The organism is Paenibacillus sp. JT22N12, from assembly GCF_056269365.1.
Window position 1 is genome coordinate 143588 of sequence record NZ_JBWDNU010000007.1, and the last position, 23596, is coordinate 167183.

The window sequence follows — 23596 nt, forward strand, 5'->3', positions numbered from 1 at the left end:
ATCGGTTTACCTCCTCATCTCGTCGAAATCATCGGCATTGATCGAGCCCCGCGCCCGGAACAATGCAATCAGAATCGCAATGCCCACCGCCACCTCTGCAGCGGCAACCGTAATGGTAAAGAGCGCGAACATCTGCCCGGTCAGCGACGGAACAACGCCGTATTTGGAGAAGGCGACAAGGTTCAGGTTGACCGCATTGAGCATCAACTCGATACACAGCAGCACGACAATCGCATTCTTCTTGACAAGCGCGCCATACAAGCCGATGCAAAAAAGAATAGCCGCCATCGTCAAATAGGAAGATAACATGCTAGTCCGCCTCCTTCTTCGCAAGCACAATCGCTCCGATAAACGCAACCGTGAGCAGAACCGAAACCAGCTCGAACGGCACCACGTAAGCAGTGAACAACTGTTTGCCGATTTCCATCGTGTTGTCCGCAGCAGACGTTGCTGCCGGGGGAACCGGGAAATCGCTCTGGCGGATCGCGTAGAACAGAATGCCGAACAGCGCCAGGGCGCCTATCGCCGTGAGCGTCTCCTGAAGCGGTTTGGATTTCTCCGTTTCACTATCCTCATGTCTGGTCATCATAATGCCGAAAATCATCAGAATGGAGACGGCCCCCGCATAAATCAGCACCTGCACGAAGGCGAGAAACTCCGCATTCAGCAGAATGAACATTCCGGCAATTCCGATAAATACAGCCGCCAGGGAAACAACCATATACACAACCTTGGTAAAGCTGACCATGAGTACGGCGCCGCTGATAATAATAATGGAGAAGATGAAGAACGCGACGAACTCGCCGGTCAAGTCCACATTGAACATGGTTATTTGGCCCCCCCTTTGGCTGCTTGAGGGGCACCGATGTTGTTGTTGTCCTGACGGACGAGCTTGTTGTTCTCATCCAGCCATTTGCGGTCCTTGAACAGGTCATCGCGGCTGTAGGAAGCCAGCTCGAAGTTCCCGGTCATGACAATCGCTTCCGTCGGACAAACCTCCGTACAAAGATCACATAGAATGCAAATTTCAAAATTGATATCGTACGTATCGATCACTTTACCCTTTTTATCCGGATCAGGGTTGGCAACGCCCGTAAGTGTAATGCATTCCGTCGGACAAACCCGCACGCACTGATTGCATACGATGCATTTGTCCGGCTCGAAATGCTGTATGCCCCGGAAGCGGTCCGGCATAATAATCGGCTTGTCGGGATAGGAGGTGGTGACCTTTTTTGCTGTCATGGATTTGAATGTAACGCCCAGCCCTTTAAAGAGACCCTTCATACCTTATCCCTCCGTTACCCTTTAATAAACAGCTCGAGATAAACGGCTGTTATGAATACATTGAGTATAGCCAGCGGCAGCAGCACTTTCCATCCGAATCCCATCAATTGATCGACCCGGATACGCGGCATCGTCGCTCTCAGCCAGAACAGGAAAAACACAATAAGGGAGAACTTGAGCAGGAACCAGATAATTCCCGGCACAAAATCGAGAAAAGGCGCGGGCGCATGCCAGCCGCCCAGGAAGAGCACAGTCGTCAGCGACGCGATCGCATAGACGTAAACATACTCGGTCAGCATGAAGAATGCAAAACGAAAGCCGCTGTACTCGACATGATAGCCGGCTACCAGCTCCGACTCCGCCTCCGGCAGGTCGAACGGGGTACGGTTAAGCTCCGATACCGCTGCAATCACGAACACGACAAATCCGATGATCTGGGGCAGGAAATTCCACTGCCAGAACCAGTCGCCCTGCTGCTCCGCAATGGAGCGAAGATTCAGACTGCCCGATACCATAATGACACCCACTACCGATATGACCAGAGGCACCTCGTAGCTGATCATCTGCGCAGCAGAGCGCATTCCGCCAAGCAGCGCATATTTATTGTTCGACGACCACCCGCCGAGCACAATCGCGATCGTGGATATGCCGGACAACGCCACATAATACAGCAAGCCGACATTAATATCGGCAAAATACAGCTTCTGCGTGTAGGGGATGACCGCCAGTACCGCAAAGGCTGGAACATAGGCCAGCGCAGGCGCGAGAATAAACAGCATCCGGTCGGCCTTGCGCGGTATTGTATCTTCTTTGATCAGCAGCTTCGTAATATCCGCCACCGTCTGCAGCAGCCCGAATGGCCCTACACGGTTCGGCCCGATCCGCAGCTGCATCCAGCCGATCACCTTCCGCTCGAAAAAGATCGCATAGGTTACAAAACCAAGCACAACCGCAAGCAGCACAACGCCCCATAGGAAGAAAATAAGGGCATTGCCCCATGTCAGAGTTTCATCCAGCCAGGCTCCCATTAAGCATCTACCTCCCCGACGACGATATCGATGCCGCCCAGAATCGTAATGAGGTTGGTCATCGTTTCGCCAACCAGCAGCTTGGGCAGAATTTGCAGGTTCACGAAGGACGGACGGCGGAATTTGAGCCGGTACGGCTCCGCCTTCCCTTTGGAAACGATATGACAGCCGATCTCGCCGCGGGGCGATTCGATACTGACATAAGCCTCGCCTGCCGGAGGCCGGATCACACGGGGCACTTTGCCCATGACTTCGCCGCCCGAAGGCATCTGCTCCAGCGCCTGCTTCAGAATACGCAGGCTCTGGCGGATCTCCTCCAGCCGGATAAGATAGCGGTCATAGCAGTCTCCTTTGGAGCCCAGCGGCACATCGAATTCGAACCGGCTGTACAAGCTGTATGGCTTTGCCTTGCGCAAATCCCAGTCTACGCCTGTGCACCGCAGGTTAGCGCCGGACAAGCCATAATCGATTGCGGTCCGGGCGTCGTATTGTCCGACCCCTTTGATCCGCGCGAGAAAGATCTCGTTGCCGCTGACGAGACTGTCATATTCCTTCAGCTTCTTCTCCATGTACGGGATAAAATCACGCACTTTGTCGAGCCAGCCCTCCGGCGCATCCCACTTGACTCCGCCCACGCGCATATAATTATAGGTCAGCCGTGCGCCGCACAGCTCATTGAAGAAATCAATGATCATTTCGCGGTCGCGGAATGCATACAGGAACGGGCTCATCGCCCCGATATCCAGCAGATAGGTGCCCCACCAGACAAGATGGCTTGCGACCCGCTGAAGCTCCATAACAATGAGCCTCATAAATTCAGCGCGTTCAGGAATTTCGAGCCCCATCATCGTCTCAACCGCGTGGCAGAGTACATAATTATTTGTCATGGCCGATACATAGTCCATCCGGTCGGTATAGGGAATGATCTGGGTATAGGTCAGGTTCTCCGCAAGCTTCTCGGTGCCCCGGTGCAAATAGCCCATGACAGGAATCGCTTCGGTGATCACTTCGCCGTCCAGCTTCACGATAATACGGAACACACCATGGGTGCTCGGGTGCTGCGGCCCGACGTTAAGCAGCAGTTCTTCAGTACGGATCACAGCTGATTACACCTCCGGATCAAGCGGTTCATAATCTTTGCGCAGGGGGTGACCCACCCAGTCATCAGGCATCATAATGCGCCGCAGATCGGGATGGCCGGTAAAACCGATGCCAAGCAGATCGAATATTTCCCGCTCGTTCCAGTTTGCGGTGGACCACAGAGATACAACCGAAGGGATCTGCGGCGCCTCCCGGTCCGTTTTGACTTTAAGCGCATATTCATGCCTGGTCGCCAGTGAAACCAGATGATAAACAACTTCAAGATGCGTCTCGTAGTCGATGCCGGAGACATTGCGAAGATAGCTGCAGTCCAGCGTCGGATGCGTCTTGAATACCCTGGCGACGTCAAGCAGACGATCTCCCTTCACGACGATCGTCGGCATATGGTCATTCATTTCGTTGATCAAGGCTTCATCAACCGCATCTTCCGCCACAAGCGCCCGGACGAGGCCGACTGCCTCATCGAGCTGGGGCTGTCTGTGCGAAGGAGCTTTGGGCTCCTCGGGCGCGGCTTCGCTCTCTGCCTTGGCTTTGGCTGCAGCGCGGGCCTCCCTGGCCTCAGCCGCTGCTTTCAGCTTGGCCTCCCGCTCCGGATCGGCCCCTGCCGCCGGTGCGGACGCGGGCGGTTCACCCGCTGCACCGGCAGCCGCCGCTTTGGCCGCGGCACGCGCGGCGCGGGCTTCCGCTGCCGCCTTCAGCTTGGCTTCGCGTTCCGGATCGGCCGCTGCCGCCGGCGCGGGCGGTTCACCTTCACCCGCCGGCCCTGCAGGAGAGGCGGCCTCACCCGCAGACGGCGCGATATTCTCTTGCGCCGCGCCCTCCGCAGCCCCGTCTGCTGAAGCTTGGCGCACAGCAGCGGCATCGCCTTCCTGCGCCGCGGCTGCAGCCGGATCGCTCCGCTCCTCCGCAGGACGATCCGGAGCGGCAGCCGCGCCTTGTTCCGGCTGCCCGCCGCTTTCCACAGGCTCCTTTTTCTCCTGATCAGCCTGCTGTCCAGGCTCTTTGTCCTTCTCGTCGCTCATCGGCTGGTCACCCGCTTCCCGGTCTTCGCCTCATAGCGGATCTTCTCCTGCAGCTTATTGATCCCATAGATCAGCGCCGCCGGGTTAGGGGGACAACCGGGAATATAAACATCCACCGGAACAATCTGGTCAACGCCTTTAATCACCGCATACGACTTCACATAAGGTCCGCCTGCAGTCGCGCAGGAGCCCATGGCAATCACCCACTTGGGCTCAGGCATCTGGTCATACAGCCTTCGCAGCAACGGCCCCATCTTCTTCGTAACCGTACCGGCTACGATCATGACATCCGACTGCCGCGGCGACGTGCGGAACATAACTCCGAACCGGTCCAGATCATAGTGCGAAGCCCCGGTACCCATCATTTCGATTGCGCAGCAGGCAAGCCCGAAGGTAAGCGGCCACAGCGAATTGCTGCGGGCCCATGCCTTCAGCTCCTCAAGCGTGCCCATAAATACATTGCGCTCCAGCTCTTTCCGCTCTTCAGGGGAGATCGACTCTAAATTGAATTCCATTTGAGCACCTTCTTCTTCCAGGCATAGATAAGGCCGATCAGCAAAAGTCCCACAAATATCGCCATTTCAACAAGCACAAAAAGGCCGAGCTGCTTGTATGCAACGGCCCAGGGGTATAAGAAAACGGTTTCCACATCAAAGATGACAAACATCAGGGCAAACAGGTAGTAGCGTACATTAAACCGCACTTGCCCTTCCCCTACAGGCTCATTTCCACTTTCGTACGTCGTCTTTTTCTCATCTGTCGGCTTATGGGGACGCAGCAGTCGGCCGGCACTCAAAGCCACCACCGGAAGAAGGATTCCAAGCAGAATGAAGATGGCTACAATCACATAATTATTGATGTACTTCTCCACACCATCGCCTCCATAGAACAACCGTTTGCAGGTGGGAAGGACCGCACCGCTTGGTCAAATTTCCATCACAATTATAACAAATGCTCCCATCCCCGTCTATGTCTGAGTTGAATGCGTTTCCTTTATCTCTCCCGCCCATATCGTCATTGCTGCTTTTCTTCCCCGGAATTCTCCATATTCCCGCTGATATCCTTGCCATCCTGTGTCAAAACGAGACTGCTTTGGGTCCGGTTGTAGGCAGGCTCCGAATCCCCTTTTTCGGCTTCCTGCGATTCGGTACCGCCCGCCTGCCCGTCCGTTTTGCTGCCCGCTTGAGCATCAGGCTGCCCTCCACCGGCATTCCCCCCAGCCCCCGGTATTACATTGATAGCGGGATGTGAGGCATCCCTCAGGCCCCTCATAGCCGCAATGCCAAGCAGTACCAGTGGCATAACCAGTCCTTGGAAAACGCTGAGGACCGGCCATGAATCAAAAGCAAACTGGGTAATTTGAGCAGAGTTCCGGTAAACCACCAGGGATAACGGAACCACGATAAACGCAAGCGGCACAGTGAGCGACCGGTAGGTTGAGAACCGCAGCAGTTCTGCAGCAGCGAGATTGGCGACATAAAAGCAAAGTACAAATTTCGTAAACACCGTGCTTATCCAGATGACCGCAATCGTAATTTCGACGCGCTCCACCACGTCGCCAAGATCGATTTCCTTGGCCATATCGTAAACTGCATAGGGGCTTCGGGTTGCCAATTCCACACCCAGAACTGTTAACAGCAAAAACGTCATCGATAATGCAGCTACCCCGATAACTACTGCGTATGACCATATTTTACGGCGAAGCTTGGGACGGTCCTCCGGCCGGACGAGCTGCAGCAGCATCATGATGAAAGTATATTCACCAAGCGGAAACCCGACAACGGGGTAAAGCCCTCCCAGCGGCGGACCCCAGCCATTGGCCAGAATCGGAAACATATTGTTGAAATCCATTTTATTGAACAGCAGCAGGAAAATGACTCCCGTCACAATGAAAATCCACATAAACAGCAGCTCGCCTGTCCGCCCGATCACTTCCGCTCCAAGCAGTACCCCATAAGCGATAACAATCATAAACGTAATATGGGTAAACCAGCGCGGCGTTTCCGGAAGAATTGCGGTTCCGATGAAATCACCCATGTTCCGAAGTGTAAAGGCGCTCAAGAGAATGAAAAATCCGATATAAATCAACATGTAAAGAATTCCGCCCCAACGCCCCAAAATTTTCTGGGAATAGGTCACCACGGAAAAATTGGGGAACCGCTTATTTAATGCCAGGGGCGCAAACAGAAATACATAATTCAACGGCCATGCCAAAGACAAGGTTATCCAGGAATCCTCCTTCGCCACCAGGACGACAAGCGTCGGCAGAATAAGAACAGCGGTGCCAAGTGCGAAGAGTACATGCAATTTTCCCAATTGGCTGCCCGACAGCAGCCCATTATTAATTTCGTCCCTGCCGCTCATAAAGGGGTTATCCCTATAGCTTCGAGGACTACTCTATATACAGGCTCCGTCATTCTGTCGATAACATCGACCGGATTGGGCATAGGGATTCTAAGGATAACCACACAGGAATAAGCGACCCCGAGCGTCAAAATCGCGATGGCCCAGACGGCTTCTCTTGTTTTCTCTTGAATCAATTGGGTCCATATCCGGATGCCAATAATGATTCCCATAACCACTACAACTCCGCAAACAATCATCTGTCAGATCCCTCCTTCATTTCACAATCGATTTGCCCCGGAGACCCGTGCCGCCGATCTTGACATCTACTTTCAGTTGATGAGGAATATGCACAAATTCATCATCCCACCTGGGCTTAAGCTTCTTCCATGTCTGCGGCATTCCCTTATAAATCACGGTTGACCAACCGAAGGTATCCGTATGGTAAACTCCTTGAATTTGCTTGATGGCCGCTTCGATCTCAGCGGTAATCTTCTTCTCGCCTTTAGCTTGAAAGAGCTCAAAGGTCGTCTCGTCAATCACATTCAGGTCCCTGCATGTAATTTCAGAGATGATCCCCTTGGTTTTCACGGCGATCATGATTTCCGGATAAGCGGATTTCTTGGAACGGCGTACACTGAGCTTCGTTACAGCGGATTGAATTTCAATTGTTACTTCCCCCTGCGACTTATCATTGTCCATGCATGGCACCTTAACAATCGTATCGTTTACTTTATTCATGATCCATCCCAACCCCAGCGATTGCTGCTGATTTAAATATCCGATGAGTTCACCGCTGCGAAAAATGGCCATTGTGGACAGCTTGGGAATTACATCCGGTTTGATTTTCTCCACATTCTTGCTGTCGTTGCCGCTGCTCTTATTTCCTACTAACAGGATTGAAGGCATCGTCGATTGCTTCATGTCATCTACCGCATCCCTGATCAATTCCTGTGCGGTTACTTTATATGATTGGGGCCAGGATCTCTGGGTGGTCTCCACCATGCTGTGAATTTGCTGGACAGGTATGGGCTCCATAAGCGTCGTTGTTTTCAGCAGCTGCTCTGCACGCGTACCTCTTGCAACCAGCATCTGGATATTGGTTCTGACTTCCGGATTACGGTCGACAAAATCAAGCAGCGGCCAGAATCCCTGTCGTGCTATTGCATCCCCTAATACAAATAATTGAGTATGTGAAAAATAAAGTCTTCTCGAGGTCATCGTCCCCATATGGCGCAAGCCCTCAAACATGGTGTCGGCGCTCTCCCTGAACGTAATCACTGCTGGCCCTTGTGCCGATGAGCCCCTGCTGCCGCCGCTAACGTTCTGCGGCAGAACAACCTGAACGCTCAGTAAAAGCTTGTGCTTGCCCGTCGGATCATCATCTACGCCAATCGCAAACACAACCCCGATCCGATCCAGATAGCGAACATCCCAGCAGCCTGAAATTAGCGGCGTCAGCAGCAGCAAACAGAGAACAACGGCCATGATTCGGACTCTTTGCACGCGGAACAAGCCGTAGGCTGCGGATGCATTCATCACGAATCTCCACCTTTGGATTTGTTGATATCAGTCGATTCTCTGACTTTATTTTTAGGTGCAGCTCCTTGCGGACGCTGCTTCATCATCCAGAAGGGAACCCGAATGATGCTATCCTTCATGTCCTTCCAGAACAAGGGAGCAAAAGGCTTCAAATAAGGAACACCCAGCGTGCGTAAACTTGTCAGATGCAGCAGCAGAGCAAGGACAATTAGCGCGATACCATAAAAACCCAGCGAAGCTGCGGCAATCAGCAAACCAAAACGCAGCAGTCGGGCGGCGATGGCCAGGTTATAGGCAGGAGAGACAAAGCTCGTAATGGCCGTCAAGGAAACAATGATGACAACGGCTGGAGAGAAGAAGCCCGCTTCCACGACCGATTGCCCGATAACGAGACCTCCTACAATGGAAATCGTATTGCCTACGGCAATGGGCATCCGTACAACCGCTTCCCGCAGCACCTCAAATATAATCTCCATCATGAAGGCTTCCACGTAGGCAGGGAACGGCACACCCTCCCTCTGTGCGGCAAGCTTCAGCAGGAGCGGTGTCGGAATCATTTCCTGATGATAACCGACGATAGCGACATAAACAGAAGGAAGCATCAAGGCCATCGCAAACGAGAGAAAACGGAGCATACGCAAAAAGGTGGAAATATCATAGCGCTGATAATAATCCTCCGCAGCCTGAAAGAAGACATTGAAGGTTGCCGGAGCCATCAGGACGAAGGGGGTGCCGTCGACCAGAATGGCAATACGTCCCTCCAGCAGCCCTGCCGCTATAACGTCAGGCCGCTCATTATAAAAAATCGTCGGAAATGGGGTAATCTTCTGATCCGAAATCAGTTCTTCGATATAACCGCTTTCCAGGACGCCGTCAATGGATATGGCATCCAGCCGGATAGACAATTCCTCAATCAAGGAATCATCCGCAATACCTTTCACATACATGATTCCGACCGGCGTTTGTGTGATACTGCCGATGGTCCGCTGATCAAGCCAAAGCTTGGGACTGCGTATTTTGCGGCGCAGCAGTGCGCTGTTTGTACGGATGGACTCGGTAAACCCCTCCCGCGGTCCGCGAATAACCATATTGGTTTGCGGTTCCGTCACATCACGCTTCGGTCCTCCAATCGTACCCGCAGATATAGCCTTATTCAGTCCATCGACAAACAAGATGGTGTTGCCGACAAACAGTGACTGAAAGACCTTCGCCCAGTTATCTACTGCCTCCACATCGCCTACCTGCAGCAGACTCTTGTTAATTTGGTTGAGCGTTTCGTCCGCGTTAACCGCAGGAGCCGTCAATCGAGCGCGCTGAACCGGCTCAAGCACATGCTCATTGAGCCGGTTATCATCCACAAGCCCTTGTATGTATAGAACCGCAGCCTGAAAAGGAATCTCCCCCATCAGAGTTATTTCCTTCACAATGACATCGTCGCTTCCGCCCATCTCCTCCTCAATCAGCTTTAATGTCGCCTTCAGGTCAGGATCGATTTTCATATCTTCAAAGGCTTTCATATGAGGCTCTACAGCCCGATCACGAATCTGCTGCTTCTTGTCGCCTCCGGATTTTCCGCTGTGACTGCTTAAGAACGGGCCTTTCATATTTCCACCTTCTTTCGTTGCCGCTTCATGCTGTATGGGATCAGGAAATTAATATTAAAGCCTGCAATACGATCATGATTGGAACCTTGCAGCATAGTGAACGCAATTCGACAAATTCCTTTCTTCTTACTAGAATGGCTTATATTGGACAAATCTATTCAGAGGATTGTCTATCCCAAGACAATGCAAAAAAGCTCCCCACCGACTCGAAAGACGGGTGAGAGCCTTGATATTCAAGCAAATTTCTATTTTTCATCCCGCAGGGCGGCTCTCGCAGTGAGAACGGTTTGACCGGAGACGCCTTGCGGCGATTCCACTTTCCTCTGGCGGACAATAAGCACAAAAACCAGCAGGAAGTACATCCAGTAGGCGACAAATTCTTCTACAGAGGGCGCCTCCGAATAGCCGAGGAAAGCCTTGAAGAATACACCGACCTGTCCGTTAACGAGCGGGTGCCCGCCCGTATCCCGTATGTAATTCGCCTCATCGATGGGATGCTCGGGCATGATCCATGTGATATCGTAGACTTCCCCGATCTCGCCGCCGGATGTATGATACACCGTACCCATCAGCTTCAGATCCTGCATAACCCCGATCGCCTGTACGAACAGCCCCGCTGCAATAAGAATCAGAAACAGGCTGGTCGCTTTAAAAAAGGTGGCGAGCTGGATCTTCTTGCTCCCGTTGAAGACAAGAAATCCGAGCGCGGCTGCGCAAATCAGGCCCAAAACAGCGCCCCAGCTCTGCAGCGCCTGCGAAAGATCGCCCTGCGAGATAGCAGCGAAGAAGAATACCGTTTCCACCCCTTCCCTCAAGGTTACGAGAAAAGAATGGACGACCATATTAATGGCGCCGCCGGTCGTTAAAATAAGGGCGACTTTATTCTGCAGCTTGCCCCTCATATCACGGCTCTGCTTGCTCATGAACATAATCATATGGGTAAGAAGCATGGAGGAAACAAGCAGAATGCCGATGCGCATGTAGTCCTGGCTGCCCATGGTGGAATAGCCGTCGAGCACGGTTTGAAAAACCAGCGCTACGCCAAGACTGGCGAGAACCGCACACCCTGCGCCAAGCCAAACCCACCTGCTCCATTTCGATTGGCCGATGCGCTTCAGATACGATACAATAATGCCCACGATGAGAATCGCTTCGAAGGCTTCTCGAAATGTGATGAGAAATGCCTGCACATTCATGGTGTCTCCACTCCTTTAGAAAATACCTTTGCGCCGGGCCCACCACACCACGCAAATACCGACGACCGCGACCCCGCCTATTACACCAATCGTAACGCCCGCGTTGGTCTTCTCCGTGCGTTCCATGGGAGCATGTTCTTTGTTGCCTTGTATGGTCTCCCCGTCTGCTGAACCCTCACCCGGCGATGCAGCGGCATTGCCTGCGTCGCCTTCTGTCGGCTGACCGGTCCCGGGCTTCCCGCTGTAGGGAAATAAAGGGACCAATATATCGTAAATCCGGTTGACCGTCGTTTTGAGAGCCTCGGGATCGGTTTCTAGCTGGCCTACGCCGAACAGGCCCGGATTGCCGATGGCATCCAGCGCTTTCTGGAAATCATCCGTTATGCCGTCCGTCTGCTCCTTGGTGAGCTTGGCTTCCGCGTAAGGCTTGAGCACCTCGAAGGTTGCCTTGGCTTTGGCCAGCAGCAGCTTTGCCTGTGTGTATTCATCTATGGATTGGATAACACTCTCGAACCGCCGGTCCAGATTCATGACGAGCAGCGCCTTATAGTTGGCTGAGAGCAGTTCCGCGTTGCGTGAGGCAATGTCCGCATCCAGCTCGGCGGCAACCTCTTCGCCAAAATGGGAGGCAATTTCGGATCGGCGCGCCTTATGCGCATCCTCTACGCCTTTCCAGTCGACCGGCGATACGGTAAGATCGGCCACCACAAGCTTGAAGGTTTCCGCAACATCTTCGGTGTTGGCATCGCCATATGAATAAGCCTGGACGCTGGCTGGCGTCAGAGCGAATATAATCACAACAGCGAGCATTGCGGTTATAGTAAATGAGATTGTACGCATATTCTCACCTTCTGTTGTGAAATCGTAATGCTTTAATCACGTAGACAATGATAATCATTTTCAATAATAGTGTCAACATGAAAAATCGTCCGAGACCTGCTGCATTTTCAGTGCATTCGGGTTGGCTTCAACGTATCCATTCATATAATTGGATATCATGATAAACCGGATCAAATAAAGCCTCGCTATGAAAAGAGGCTGCGAGTCTGACCTTATCGTGCAAGGGGCCCGCCTGGGCTTCAAACCCGCTTAATACATGGTCCGTCAACAATATCTCCGCCTCCGGATTCGCCTTCACATCGGCCAGAAAATATGAATAGGTCAGGATTTGCCGGTGGCTGACCCCGGTATGCAAATAATCCAGCACCCTTGATTCCTCCCACGTATACACGACAGCCCGGTTCTTTGTACCTGGATGCCTTTGCATGCCATCAAGGGCGGCTGCCAGCTGATAAACAGCCGGCTGTTCTTCCGCCTGCCGCTTGAGCAGCGTACTGCCCTGCACGGTCTGCAGTACGATGATGCTTGCGGCGAGGACACCGCCCGCCGCCCGCAGCGCACGTCCAATCTGCGCCGCTAGCGCGGAGGAGGAGGCGTATTTCCGTGCCCCGGGGTCCGGGACAGTCCGGGGCGAGAAGCTTGCGGGCGCCCGGTCTGCGAAGCCGCCGGGCGGGGGAAGACCCGCGCTGCCGGGCTGCGGCGGGCAAGCGGGGTCAGGCATACGGGCGGGGGTGGACATGACCCGCCCGCCCGATTGGCGGGTTTCGGCCGGCGGCTCAGCTCGCGGAGCTGCCGGCGGTCCCGGGGCGGGCGCAGGTTTCGGCGCCGCCGCGCGGAACAGAGCAAGCAGCAGCAGCCACATCACACCGATTAACGGTGTGATGTGCCGCGGCTTGTCGATGTTCTGCGCCAGCAGTGCCCACGCGGCGTAGGCGAGTGCCAGCGCAGCCAGGGCCGCCGGCAGCGGCGGGTGGCGGAGCCATGCCGCCGCCCGGGCCAGAGCTTCGCGGCGCGGGCCGTCGCCAGCGCTCTGCGCAGGCGGCCTGCTGCCCGCGCAGAGCACGGCCGCCAGCAGCAGCGCAGCCGCAGCCGCCAGCAATGAATAGGACCGGGCAAACATGCCGGTCCAGAGCAGATTGTCGCCGGCGAAATGCAGCAGCCGCCCGGCAAACGAATATTCGCCGGTGGCCGCAACCCCGCCCCCCCACTCACTGAAGTGACCGGCGGTAAAAGCCGCCGCCAGCTTCACAAAACCGGCCAGCCCACCCTCGCTCATAGCCAGACCGGCCACCCACAGCAGCTGGAAGAGCGCAGCCGCAAACCCAAAAAGCAGCAGCCTCGGCAGCACCCGCTTGCCCTCTTTGCGCCAGATGGCACAATGGTTGACAAGCAGCCATACAACAGCCAGGCCAAATGGCGCAAACGACAGTCGGACGCCCATCAACAGCCCAAACCCAAACAAGGCAATGACGGACCGCCGCCAGCCCGGATGCTCCATCGCCCGCCACCAGCACCACAGGAACCACCATAACAAGGCAATCCCCGCCGCCTCCGACATAGGCCGAACGGTTTGGAGCCACAGATAGGGAGAAGTCAGCACCAGGCAGCCAACAATTGCTGACCAGAAGCGTGATAAAATCCGCCGCGCCAGCAGCCACAAAGGCACGCACGAGGAGGCTGTCAGAAGCAGGTTCCACGCACCATAGGCCTGGATGGGTTCCGGCATAAAGCGGCTGAGTCCCATGGCCCCCAATACAAAATAAGGATACCCGGGAAAATGGGGCTGCATGGTGAGCAGGTCAAAGCGCGTCAGGGCAAGCGCAAAATCCACCTCATCCCAGGTGGCGGCGAACGGACTGATATGCATGAAACCGTACAACGTCCATATCAATACCAGAACAGCGGCCACGGCCGGGAACAGCATGGGCCACAGCCGCTTCTTTCGCTCTCTTGCTCTCAAACAGTCAATCCCCCTTGTTTCACCGGAAGTCGCGTTGGCCTTTAATCTCCCGTACGCTGTCCGGGGTTTGCCAAAACCCGCTTGCTGTTATCCTTTACCGCACGATGATGCTTCTTCACCGGACGGCGCAGCTCTCTCCAGACCGCCGGAAGCACTGCCGTCACATAACGGCGGAATTTGATAAAGGATTCACCATGAAGGCGAACCTGATAGCGGATAGGCACTTCCTCCATCCGAAAGCCCTGCCTGACCAGATTAAGAGTAAGCACCTGCGCATAATTATAGTCATGGATAATTTCGGCATGCTCCATCGCCTCTCTGGAAAAACCCCGCATGCCGGACTGGCCGTCCCAGATCATCCGCCGCAGAATGAGCGCTTGCAGGAGGGTGAAGCCAATATTGCCGAGCCGCCGCATCAGCTTCATGCCCTGTATTTCGCCTTTGAAGCGCGAGCCCATCGTATACTCGGCCCGTCCTTCCCAAATAGGCTGGATGACCTCCGGTATTTGTTCCGCAGGATACTCATTATCCGCATCAATCATCAATCCGATATCTGCGCCAAGCCGCACACAAACAGCCAGTCCCTCACGAACTGCTGCGCCGAGCCCCCGATTTTCGCCAATTGACACCACATGATCGGCTCCTGCCCTCCGTGCTGCAGCAACTGTACCATCTGTGGATCCGTCATCAATTACGGCCACTTCAACCTGCCAGCCCGTCTTGATTTCCCGGGGAATACGGGCAATCACATGGCCAATATTCAATTCTTCATTATAAGCGGGCAAAAAAACAATCAGCTTCCGCACAACCATCGTATGTCCAACTTCTTTCCCGTCATTCTTTCCTGTTCAACATCCCTTAAGAAGATAGGACTCCCCTTTCAGCATGCGCAGCGCAGAAACTTCCCAAGCATCCAGCTAAACCACGCGCAACTTCCTAACAGCTTATTTCTTCCGGACAGGCTTGCTTGTCCTCTCCTGAAGAGCTGCTGTATTCCTGGGTACAACCGATAATTCCCCTGACTTCGCTGCCCCGATCCTGGCTGCAGGTCCAGCAACCACATCACTGGCAGCTTCATTCTTGGTTCCCGGTGACCTCCTGGCGGCAGACTGTTTATCCCCGCCGGACGCCGGTTCCCTATTGACTGCAGACAAACCACCTTGTTTTGCCGCTTCACTCTTGGCAGCAGCCGCTGCCTTCTTGGATTCTGCTCCTCTGCTTCCCGGTATTCCCGCTGCTGCTCTGGCTTTGATCGCTTCCATCAGAACGGGCCCACGGCTGTGGTCCGGAAACGGCGCTCCAAGGAGATAACTCAGCGTCGGGGCAACTGATACCAGTGAATGCTTGTCCTCAACCTTAACGCCCCTGTTCACAGCAGGCCCATGGATGAAGAACGGCACGTAACGTTCTCCCTCGTCCAGATGGCCGTGGCCGCCGATGCCGTCTGCTTGTCCATGATCGGCGCAGACAATAAATGTTGCGTTGTCAGCATGGCCTTCGCTTTTAAGCCATCCGGCGAACTCGGCAATCAGGCGGTCGGCCTCCTCGATTTTGACGCGGTATTCATCATACAGCGCCCCCATGCTGTGTCCCGTCTGATCGGTGGCAATAAACTGCACCACCAGCAGATCCGGATTCTGCTCCGTCATGATCAGCTTGGCCCTCTCCATAATATTGCGGTCCGCTTTATCGTTATGCATAACAGCTGTTACACTTTCCACATCATCGCCCATCGAATCAATCAGATGCGCGATGCCGAGCAGCCTTCCCCGTTTGCCGACCTTTCGCAAACTGTCAAATATCGATTCCGTCTTGATCCCAAGACTCCACACCATGTTGGAGGTGATGCCGTGCTCCCTCGGGTAGGTTCCCGTAAACATGGAAGAGAAGCAGACGACCGTTCTTGCCGGATACACCGTCTCCATCTGTGTGTATTCGGTACCTTCTGCCCGCCACTTCTTGAGAAAAGGCGCGTCCGCCTCCTCGAAGCGGTCCTTGCGCATCCCGTCAATAACCAGCACAAACACTTTATCGCTGATTCCCTTCTTCGGCACTGTCACATTCGAGGTCCGTGTGGCAATCTCCCGCGGTTTCCAGTCGAACAGATAACGGTGCAGTACCCACGTATATACCATCAGTCCGATCACAAAACAGGCATAAGATGTCCAACTATATAAGAGCCTCGTCTGCTCTCCGTCGAACTGCCAGCCCTGCGCCGTCATATCCACGATAAACAGCAGCAGCAGGAATTTGGGCATCTGCTCCTGGGCATTGCCGCTGGTGGAGTCGCTGTTTTTCAGGACAAGCTTCCAGAAGCGTCTAAAATTCCACCACGACGTGCCGATTCGCAGATGATAATAGAAGGTCCCCCAAAAATATACCGTAAAGAAGAAGAACAATCCCAGCGCTGTGCCATACAAGCCCAAATCGAGCGGCACATCCCGCCACAACACTAAAGCCGCCACAATCGGCAGCCACAAATAATTCCGCAAAAACAAAGGAAAGTCATACACAAAATAAAGCCCGAACACCGGCAGCCCAACCAATAATCCAAGCGCGAACGCAATCCAGAAGGAGGGCTCCGACAAATCCCGCACATGATAAAGCAGATAAGCTCCTATAACAAAAATCGGCGTAAACGGCCGACCCTCATTCAACAAATTCCAGCAGCGCGCCGCGACAATCTCAAACGCTGATGCTTTCTTCATAGCCAGTCCGTCCTTCCGCCATATGTACTGAAAAGAAGAACAGCATGGCTCCGTCCCACGGCGGCGCTAACATGATTCTTCCTTTGGATTCTTTTAAAAAAAGCACTGCTATGCTGAAGTTCAGTCCGACTCCAAGACCAATGAGAACTATTCTCGATTCAGTATAGACGGCATATCGTATATCGTCAATTTTTTTAACCGTGTACTGCCTTAATGATAGGCACGGATCATGCAGCTGGTGCGGTGCCTTCAAATTTGCAGCAGGAACCTCCAGCCATTCCGTTGCGGCCGCGCCTATTCTTCCCTTGTCCTTGGAATGAAACGATTAATTGCAAAAAGGCCAAAAAAAAAGCCACACAAAAGTGTGGCGGTCCATCTTGTTATCGATTAATCCGATTCTTGACTTCCAGACGGTTGATCGCCCGCTGCAGAGCTAGCTCTGCACGCCGGTGGTCATATTCGTCACGTTTGCTATCCAAACGTTCCTCAGCCCGCCGCTTTGCTTCCTGTGCGCGATCGATATCGATATCGCCAGGCAGCTCCGCGCTTTCAGCCAGTATGACAACCTTGTCCTTGCGAACCTCAAGAAACCCGCCGTTCACGGCAATGACTTCTTCGGATCTGTCTTTCTTAATCACAATCGGAGCGATCCTGAGCGGCGTGACAAGCGGGATATGATTCGGTAGAATCCCCAGCTCGCCTTCCTGCCCTTTGACGATCACCATATTGACATCCTCAGCGTAAACCTTCCGCTCAGGCGTGACGATTTCTAATAAAAAGGTGCTCATCCCGATACCTCCATAAGCGGCTTATTACAGCCCTTGTGCGAGCTTTTTCGCCTTCTCGACTGCTTCTTCAATCGATCCGACATTGTGGAACGCCGGTTCCGGAAGATCGTCATGTTTGCCATCAAGAATTTCTTTGAAGCTGCGTACGGTGTCTTTAACCGATACGTAAACACCAGGTATGCCATTGAACGCTTCAGCAACGTGAAGAGGCTGCGACAGGAACAGTTGGATACGGCGAGCACGCAAAACGATACTTTTATCTTCCTCGGATAATTCATCCATACCCAGGATCGCGATAATATCCTGAAGCTCTTTGTAGCGTTGGAGCAATTTCTTAACGCCCTGCGCCACTTGATAATGCTCTTCGCCCAGAATTTCCGGTGTCAGAATCCGGGAGGAGGAAGCAAGTGGATCAACAGCCGGGAAAATACCCATTGCCGCGATATTACGCTCCAGGTTAGTCGTTGCATCCAAGTGGGCAAATGCTGTTGCCGGCGCCGGATCGGTATAGTCATCGGCAGGAACATAGATCGCCTGAATCGATGTAACGGATCCTTTTTTGGTCGAAGTGATACGCTCCTGCAGTTGACCCATTTCTGTCGCCAGCGTTGGCTGGTAACCAACCGCTGATGGCATACGGCCCAGCAAAGCGGAAACCTCTGAACCGGCTTGAGTAAAGCGGAAAATATTATCGATGAACAGAAGCACGTCACGGCCTTCTTCGTCACGGAAATATTCAGCCATAGTCAGACCCGTCAACGCAACGCGAAGACGCGCGCCTGGGGGCTCATTCATTTGACCGAATACCATGGCTGTTTTACTGATAACGCCGGAATCGCTCATCTCGTGGTACAGGTCATTACCCTCACGGGTACGCTCTCCTACACCGGCGAAAACGGAGATACCGCCGTGCTCTTGCGCAATATTATGGATCAGCTCTTGCATCGTTACGGTTTTACCAACGCCCGCGCCGCCGAAGAGACCGATCTTACCGCCCTTGGAGTATGGAGCCATCAGGTCGATAACCTTGATACCCGTCTCCAGCATTTCCTGGGAGGTAGAGAGTTCTTCAAATGGAGGAGCCTGACGGTGAATCGGATTCGAAAGCGTCCGGTCAACATCGCCATTGTTATCAATCGGATCGCCTAGCACGTTAAACACGCGGCCTAGTGTAGCTGGTCCAACCGGTACAGTAATCGGTTTGCCAAGGTCAACAACTTCCGTTCCTCTGACCAAACCGTCTGTGGAAGACATGGCTACACAGCGCACCATATTATCGCCCAAGTGAGTCGCTACTTCGACGGTCAGATTAATGTCGCGTCCGCCAGCGTCTTGAGCTTTTGTTTCAATCTTTATCGCATTTAGGATGTCCGGCAAATGACCGTTTTCGAAAGCAATATCGACAACTGGTCCCGTTACCTGGATAACGCGTCCCTTGCTCATTGATGTCCCTCCTACTACATAAATTGACATTTCTTATTGCTGGGCGTTCGCTCCGCCGACAATTTCCGCTATTTCCTGGGTAATAGCCGCTTGACGCGCACGGTTGTACGTAAGCGTTAAGCCGGCGATCATCTTGGTCGCGTTTTTCGTCGCGCTGCCCATTGCCGTCATTTTTGCTCCGAACTCGCTTGCTTTACTTTCAAGAATCGCACTGTAAATGACCGTTTCCGCATATTTCGGCAGCAGAACGTCAAGCACTTCCTCGGCAGACGGTTCATACTCGTAATTGGCTTTAGCGCCAGTTACTTCAATCTGCTCAAGCGGCAGCAAACGCTTCACAACAGGGATCTGGGTGATGGCATTATGGAATTGATTATAGACAACATGCAATTCGTCATACGCACCGCTCTCAAAGCCCTTAACGGCCGCGTTCGCAATGGATTTGATGTCGGCAAACTTGGGGGAATCCGATAAGCCTGTGGTTTCCTGAACGACTGCAATATCCCGGCGTTTGAAGTAATCCCGGCCTTTTCGTCCGATGACAAAAAGCGCATATTCGTTGGCGGAAGAGTGCTTCTCCTTCAATGTCAAAGCTATTTTACGAAGCACGTTGACATTGTAGCCGCCGGCAAGTCCGCGATCCGACGTGATGACCAGGTAGGCCGTCCGCTTCACTTCACGGGTTTGCAGCATAGGATGCTTCACATTGCCGCCGCTGTTTGCGATGCTGGCGACGACCTCGCGGATTTTGTCCGTGTAAGGTCTTGAAGCGACTGCCGCCTCCTGAGCCCGTCTGAGCTTGGCTGCAGCAACCATTTCCATTGCTTTTGTAATTTGTTTGGTATTCTGCGTACTCTTGATCTGACGCTTAATCTCGCGCATACCCTTAGCCAATTCGTTGTCACCACCTTATTGCCGGACTCCCTTAACGAAGTGAATCCGGCTCTATTCCGCTTAAGTCCAGGCTTATATGCTTGCCCCGAATTAAGCCGATGCGGAAAAGCCTTTTTTGAACGTATTAATCGCTTCAATAAGAACCTTCTCGTTATCGGAAGTTAAATCCTTGGTATCGCGGATCGACGACAAAATCTCGGGTTTGCTTGCATCCACGTAAGCCAGCAATTCAGCTTCGAAACGACGAATGTCTTGAACCGGAATATCGTCAACATGTCCCCGGGTTACCGTATAGAGAGATACAACCTGGCGTTCAACAGGCAGCGGCTGGTTAACGCCCTGCTTGAGAATTTCCAGTGTCCGCTCACCGCGGTTCAGACGGGATTGCGTTACTTTATCAAGATCCGACCCGAATTGGGCAAATGCAGCGAGCTCACGGTATTGGGCAAGATCAAGCTTGAGCGTACCCGCAACCTTTTTCATCGCTTTGATTTGCGCCGAGCTACCTACCCGGGATACGGAGTTACCGACGTTAACAGCCGGACGTTGGCCGGAGTAGAACAAATCGGACTCAAGGAAAATCTGTCCATCCGTAATCGAGATTACGTTGGTCGGGATGTAAGCGGAGATATCGCCCGCTTGCGTCTCAATGAATGGCAGTGCTGTCAGCGAACCGCCGCCGAGCTCATCATTCAGCTTGGCTGCACGCTCCAGAAGACGGGAATGCAGGTAGAAAACGTCGCCCGGATAAGCTTCCCGACCTGGAGGACGGCGGAGCAGCAGGGACAACTCACGGTATGCGGCAGCCTGTTTGGACAGATCATCATAGATAACCAGTACATGCTTGCCGCTGTACATAAAGTACTCACCCATCGTACAGCCTGTATAAGGGGCAATGTAGAGCAATGGGGATGGCTCGGATGCGCTCGCGGTAACGACGATTGTGTAATCAAGCGCACCTTGCTTGCGAAGCGATTCTACTACCGTACGGACAGTGGATTGCTTTTGTCCGATTGCCACATAAATACAGATAACGCCGTTGCCTTTCTGGTTAACGATCGTATCGATGGCAATTTGGGTTTTACCGGTTTGACGGTCACCGATGATCAGCTCCCGTTGGCCGCGGCCGATCGGAATCATCGCATCGATTGCCTTGATACCTGTTTGCATCGGCTCGAATACCGATTTACGGGCCATAACGCCCGGAGCCGGCGATTCGATCGGGCGCGCCTCTGTCGTGTTGACAGGACCGTTGCCATCCACTGGCTCACCCAGTGCGTTAACAACACGTCCAAGAAGCGCCTCGCCTACAGGAACCTCCATAATGCGACCGGTTCTCTTCACTTGATCGCCTTCACGAATACCTGTGTAAGGTCCCATGATAACGACACCGACATTGCTTTCCTCAAGGTTGAGGGCCATGCCGATAACGCCATTGGAGAATTCGAGCAGTTCTCCTGCCATACAGTTTTCGAGTCCATGAACGCGAGCAATACCGTCACCGACTTGGATGACCGTACCGACATCGACAACTTGAATCTCGGATTTAAATTGTTCGATTTGTTGTTTAATCAGCGTGCTGATTTCATCAGGTCTGATACTCAATTCCGCTCACCCCTATCTACAATGCTTGAGTTTTCAATGATTGTTCCAAACGAGAAAGCTTGCCTAGCAAGCTGCCGTCATAAAGACGGTCGCCGATGCGCACCTGCACACCGCCGAGCAGCTCCGGTTTCAAGATTTGTTCCGCGACAATTTTTTTGCCGGCAATTGCACCGAATCTCGCTTGTACTTTGGACAGCTCTTCCGCGCTTAACTGCTTAGCTGTATACACCGTTACATGGGCTTGGCCCAGCGCTTCGCCAGCAAGCTTCGTATATGCTTCGTAGACGCCGCCAATGATTCCTTGACGGCCGCGGATAATAAGAAGTTCCAGTGTGCTGAGAACGGATTCTGAGATTTTATCGGAAAAAGCGCCTTTGACCAAAGCGATTTTTTTGGATGTTTCTATGTTGGGAAAGCTGAGAAATTTGCGAATTTCCGCATTCTTCTCAATAACCTCAACTACTAATTTAAGCTGTTCCTGGTTTTCAGCAATCGTTTGATTCAGCTGTGCAATTTGGAACAACGCCTTCGCATAACGTTTTGCAACTACGCCGTCGCGGCTCATTTGCTTTCTACCTCTTTCAGGTATTGCTCAACGAGCTCTTCTTGCGATTTCTCATCGATTTGCTTCTCGATGATTTTGGATGCGATCATGACAGACATGCCGCCAACTTGACTGCGAAGTGCGGCAATTGCCTTATTCTTTTCGATTTGGATATCGCTGACCGCTTCATTTTTCAAACGGGTTGCCTCAGCTTTTGCAGACTGCATAATGTCATCCGCCTGCTTATTACTGGTTACTTTTGATTGCTCGATAATTTCATAAGCCTCTTTGCGTGCCTGCTGAAGAGCTTGCTTCTGTTCTTCAAGATGCTGGCTTGCTTGCAGACGGCTCTCTTCTGCTGTTTTTATTTGATCCTGCACCAGCTGTCTGCGCTGTTCCATAATGCCCATCAAGGGTCCGAAGGCATATTTGCTCAGCAACCATAACAACACCAGGAACGCTATGATGGTAAATACTGTCGATTCCCACACAAACTCCATAGTTGACACTCCTTTCCATAAACCTGAATCATAATAATTGTGCCAATCAAAACGAAGGCGTGGATGGCCTTGGCCAACCCCGCCAACCCGTTATATGGATACTAAGCTCCGAAATAAAGAAGGAAGCCGATTACAACGCCAATGATTGGAACAACCTCGACGATACCAACACCGATGAACATAGTGGTTTGAAGTGTACCGCGAAGCTCAGGCTGACGGGAAATCCCTTCAACTGTTTTACTGACGATCATACCGTTACCAATACCTGCACCCAATGCTCCCAAACCAATTGCCAATGCTGCTGCCAAAAATTCCATTTTTGAAATCCTCCTAATAGTAGGTTATTTTTGTCGTGCCAATATATATGACTCCCGCCAGAAGAGCTCGAAGCCTCCTAAGTAGCGGGATTTGTGCCTGTTAATGATCCTCTTCATGAACTGTCGCCTGCGAAATGTAAACCATTGTAAGAATGGTAAACAGGAAGGCTTGAATCGCCCCAACAAACAAACTGAATGCCTGCCAGGCGGCGAGGAGTGGAATACCGACTACTCCCAGCATCAAAATCGTGGAAATCAGAACCTCACCAGCGAAAATGTTAGCGTACAAACGGAGTGAGAGAGTAAGCGGTTTAGCTAGTTCCTTCAGGATATTGAGCGGGAGGAAAATAGCATACGGTTCAATGTAATGCTTCAGATAGTGTTTACGATTCTGCTTCAGACCAAGGAAGTGAACCATAAAGATCACTATAATCGCAAGACCCGCTGTACAAGCCAGATCGGCTGTCGGTGATTTCCACCAACCAACATGAGCGTGACCGCCATCCTCGACCAGTTGGGCTTCGGAAACGATTTCAGTTCCCGCGAAAGTAAACGGTTCATGATGCTCGGTAATGATACCGAATGGGAGCCCTAATAAATTGGATACAAAGATGAACAGAATCAAAGTCATACCCAAGTTAATGAAACTCTTTGCCTTGCTGAGCGGCATCGTGCTTGCAATGGTATTGTGAACGAATTCAATAACCCATTCCATAAAATTTTGCATTTTTGAAGGATTGGTCACCGATAGATTACCCACTGCCACCCGTGCCAGAATAAAAACAATCAGGCAGGACACGATGATGGACAACCAGGTGGAAAGATCAATGTGAAAGCCTCCAACGTCAATAATCGGAAATAAATGCATGCTTTTGTT

25 protein-coding genes are annotated in these 23596 nt (G+C 52.7%); all 25 read right to left on the reverse strand.

Annotation, left to right across the window (positions count from 1 at the left end; genetic code table 11):
• Nucleotides 1-6: 6 nt before the first annotated feature.
• The 25 genes from nuoK to atpB all read right to left on the reverse strand — a co-directional run bounded on the left by nuoK (nt 7) and on the right by atpB (nt 23587).
• A complete protein-coding gene (gene nuoK, locus AC0YOA_RS23990; protein WP_210039040.1) occupies nt 7-309 on the reverse strand; it encodes an NADH-quinone oxidoreductase subunit NuoK in 303 nt (100 codons plus the stop codon).
• A 1-nt stretch (nt 310) separates the two neighbouring features.
• Nucleotides 311-826 (reverse strand): NADH-quinone oxidoreductase subunit J, encoded by a 516-nt coding sequence (locus tag AC0YOA_RS23995; protein WP_475788792.1) that lies wholly within the window; start codon nt 824-826, stop codon nt 311-313.
• A 2-nt stretch (nt 827-828) separates the two neighbouring features.
• A complete protein-coding gene (gene nuoI, locus AC0YOA_RS24000; RefSeq protein ID WP_210039042.1) occupies nt 829-1284 on the reverse strand; it encodes an NADH-quinone oxidoreductase subunit NuoI in 456 nt (151 codons plus the stop codon).
• Nucleotides 1285-1298: 14 nt separating this feature from the next.
• A complete protein-coding gene (gene nuoH / locus AC0YOA_RS24005) occupies nt 1299-2312 on the reverse strand; it encodes an NADH-quinone oxidoreductase subunit NuoH (protein WP_210039043.1) in 1014 nt (337 codons plus the stop codon).
• A complete protein-coding gene (locus AC0YOA_RS24010; protein WP_475788793.1) occupies nt 2312-3412 on the reverse strand; it encodes an NADH-quinone oxidoreductase subunit D in 1101 nt (366 codons plus the stop codon). The genes nuoH and AC0YOA_RS24010 overlap by 1 nt, the downstream gene beginning before the upstream one ends.
• 6 nt (nt 3413-3418) lie before the next feature.
• Nucleotides 3419-4435 carry an NADH-quinone oxidoreductase subunit C gene (locus AC0YOA_RS24015; RefSeq protein WP_475788794.1) on the reverse strand — a complete coding sequence of 339 codons (1017 nt, stop codon included), beginning with the start codon at nt 4433-4435 and terminating at the stop codon, nt 3419-3421.
• Nucleotides 4432-4950, reverse strand: a complete 519-nt coding sequence (locus AC0YOA_RS24020) for a NuoB/complex I 20 kDa subunit family protein (RefSeq protein ID WP_210039046.1) — start codon at nt 4948-4950, stop codon at nt 4432-4434. The genes AC0YOA_RS24015 and AC0YOA_RS24020 overlap by 4 nt, the downstream gene beginning before the upstream one ends.
• Entirely contained in the window at nt 4935-5306 is a 372-nt protein-coding gene (locus tag AC0YOA_RS24025) for an NADH-quinone oxidoreductase subunit A (protein WP_210039047.1), read from the reverse strand. The genes AC0YOA_RS24020 and AC0YOA_RS24025 overlap by 16 nt, the downstream gene beginning before the upstream one ends.
• A 143-nt stretch (nt 5307-5449) precedes the next feature.
• Nucleotides 5450-6799, reverse strand: coding sequence for a GerAB/ArcD/ProY family transporter (locus AC0YOA_RS24030; RefSeq protein ID WP_475788795.1), 1350 nt, complete (start codon nt 6797-6799; stop codon nt 5450-5452).
• On the reverse strand, nt 6796-7038 hold the full coding sequence (locus tag AC0YOA_RS24035) for a hypothetical protein (protein ID WP_475788796.1): 243 nt from the start codon (nt 7036-7038) through the stop codon (nt 6796-6798). Before AC0YOA_RS24035 ends, AC0YOA_RS24030 begins: the two co-directional genes overlap by 4 nt.
• 16 nt (nt 7039-7054) lie before the next feature.
• Nucleotides 7055-8317 (reverse strand): Ger(x)C family spore germination protein, encoded by a 1263-nt coding sequence (locus AC0YOA_RS24040; RefSeq protein WP_475788797.1) that lies wholly within the window; start codon nt 8315-8317, stop codon nt 7055-7057.
• Nucleotides 8317-9924, reverse strand: coding sequence for a spore germination protein (locus AC0YOA_RS24045; RefSeq protein WP_475788798.1), 1608 nt, complete (start codon nt 9922-9924; stop codon nt 8317-8319). Before AC0YOA_RS24045 ends, AC0YOA_RS24040 begins: the two co-directional genes overlap by 1 nt.
• Before the next feature lie 245 nt (nt 9925-10169).
• Nucleotides 10170-11120, reverse strand: a complete 951-nt coding sequence (locus AC0YOA_RS24050; protein ID WP_475788799.1) for an FTR1 family iron permease — start codon at nt 11118-11120, stop codon at nt 10170-10172.
• Nucleotides 11121-11135: 15 nt separating this feature from the next.
• On the reverse strand, nt 11136-11960 hold the full coding sequence (locus AC0YOA_RS24055) for a hypothetical protein (protein WP_475788800.1): 825 nt from the start codon (nt 11958-11960) through the stop codon (nt 11136-11138).
• Between the two features lie 127 nt (nt 11961-12087).
• Nucleotides 12088-13920, reverse strand: coding sequence for an ArnT family glycosyltransferase (locus AC0YOA_RS24060; RefSeq protein WP_475788801.1), 1833 nt, complete (start codon nt 13918-13920; stop codon nt 12088-12090).
• A 41-nt stretch (nt 13921-13961) separates the two neighbouring features.
• Nucleotides 13962-14732 (reverse strand): glycosyltransferase family 2 protein, encoded by a 771-nt coding sequence (locus tag AC0YOA_RS24065; protein WP_475788802.1) that lies wholly within the window; start codon nt 14730-14732, stop codon nt 13962-13964.
• A gap of 132 nt (nt 14733-14864) precedes the next feature.
• Nucleotides 14865-16628, reverse strand: a complete 1764-nt coding sequence (locus tag AC0YOA_RS24070) for an alkaline phosphatase family protein (RefSeq protein ID WP_475788803.1) — start codon at nt 16626-16628, stop codon at nt 14865-14867.
• 380 nt (nt 16629-17008) lie between these two features.
• The gene (locus AC0YOA_RS24075) at nt 17009-17416 is read right to left on the reverse strand and encodes a F0F1 ATP synthase subunit epsilon (protein WP_210039057.1); all 408 of its coding nucleotides are present in this window, start codon (nt 17414-17416) and stop codon (nt 17009-17011) included.
• Between the two features lie 24 nt (nt 17417-17440).
• The gene (gene atpD / locus AC0YOA_RS24080) at nt 17441-18859 is read right to left on the reverse strand and encodes a F0F1 ATP synthase subunit beta (RefSeq protein ID WP_210039058.1); all 1419 of its coding nucleotides are present in this window, start codon (nt 18857-18859) and stop codon (nt 17441-17443) included.
• Between the two features lie 33 nt (nt 18860-18892).
• On the reverse strand, nt 18893-19753 hold the full coding sequence (gene atpG / locus AC0YOA_RS24085; protein WP_379114452.1) for an ATP synthase F1 subunit gamma: 861 nt from the start codon (nt 19751-19753) through the stop codon (nt 18893-18895).
• Nucleotides 19754-19843: 90 nt separating this feature from the next.
• Entirely contained in the window at nt 19844-21358 is a 1515-nt protein-coding gene (gene atpA / locus AC0YOA_RS24090; RefSeq protein WP_475769607.1) for a F0F1 ATP synthase subunit alpha, read from the reverse strand.
• 16 nt (nt 21359-21374) lie between these two features.
• A complete protein-coding gene (locus AC0YOA_RS24095) occupies nt 21375-21923 on the reverse strand; it encodes a F0F1 ATP synthase subunit delta (RefSeq protein WP_475788804.1) in 549 nt (182 codons plus the stop codon).
• A complete protein-coding gene (gene atpF / locus AC0YOA_RS24100) occupies nt 21920-22402 on the reverse strand; it encodes a F0F1 ATP synthase subunit B (RefSeq protein ID WP_475769605.1) in 483 nt (160 codons plus the stop codon). Before atpF ends, AC0YOA_RS24095 begins: the two co-directional genes overlap by 4 nt.
• Before the next feature lie 101 nt (nt 22403-22503).
• Complete coding sequence (atpE, locus tag AC0YOA_RS24105; protein WP_036583039.1) at nt 22504-22719, reverse strand: F0F1 ATP synthase subunit C; 216 nt, start codon at nt 22717-22719, stop codon at nt 22504-22506.
• A gap of 100 nt (nt 22720-22819) precedes the next feature.
• Complete coding sequence (gene atpB, locus AC0YOA_RS24110) at nt 22820-23587, reverse strand: F0F1 ATP synthase subunit A (RefSeq protein WP_210039061.1); 768 nt, start codon at nt 23585-23587, stop codon at nt 22820-22822.
• Nucleotides 23588-23596 lie beyond the last annotated feature (9 nt).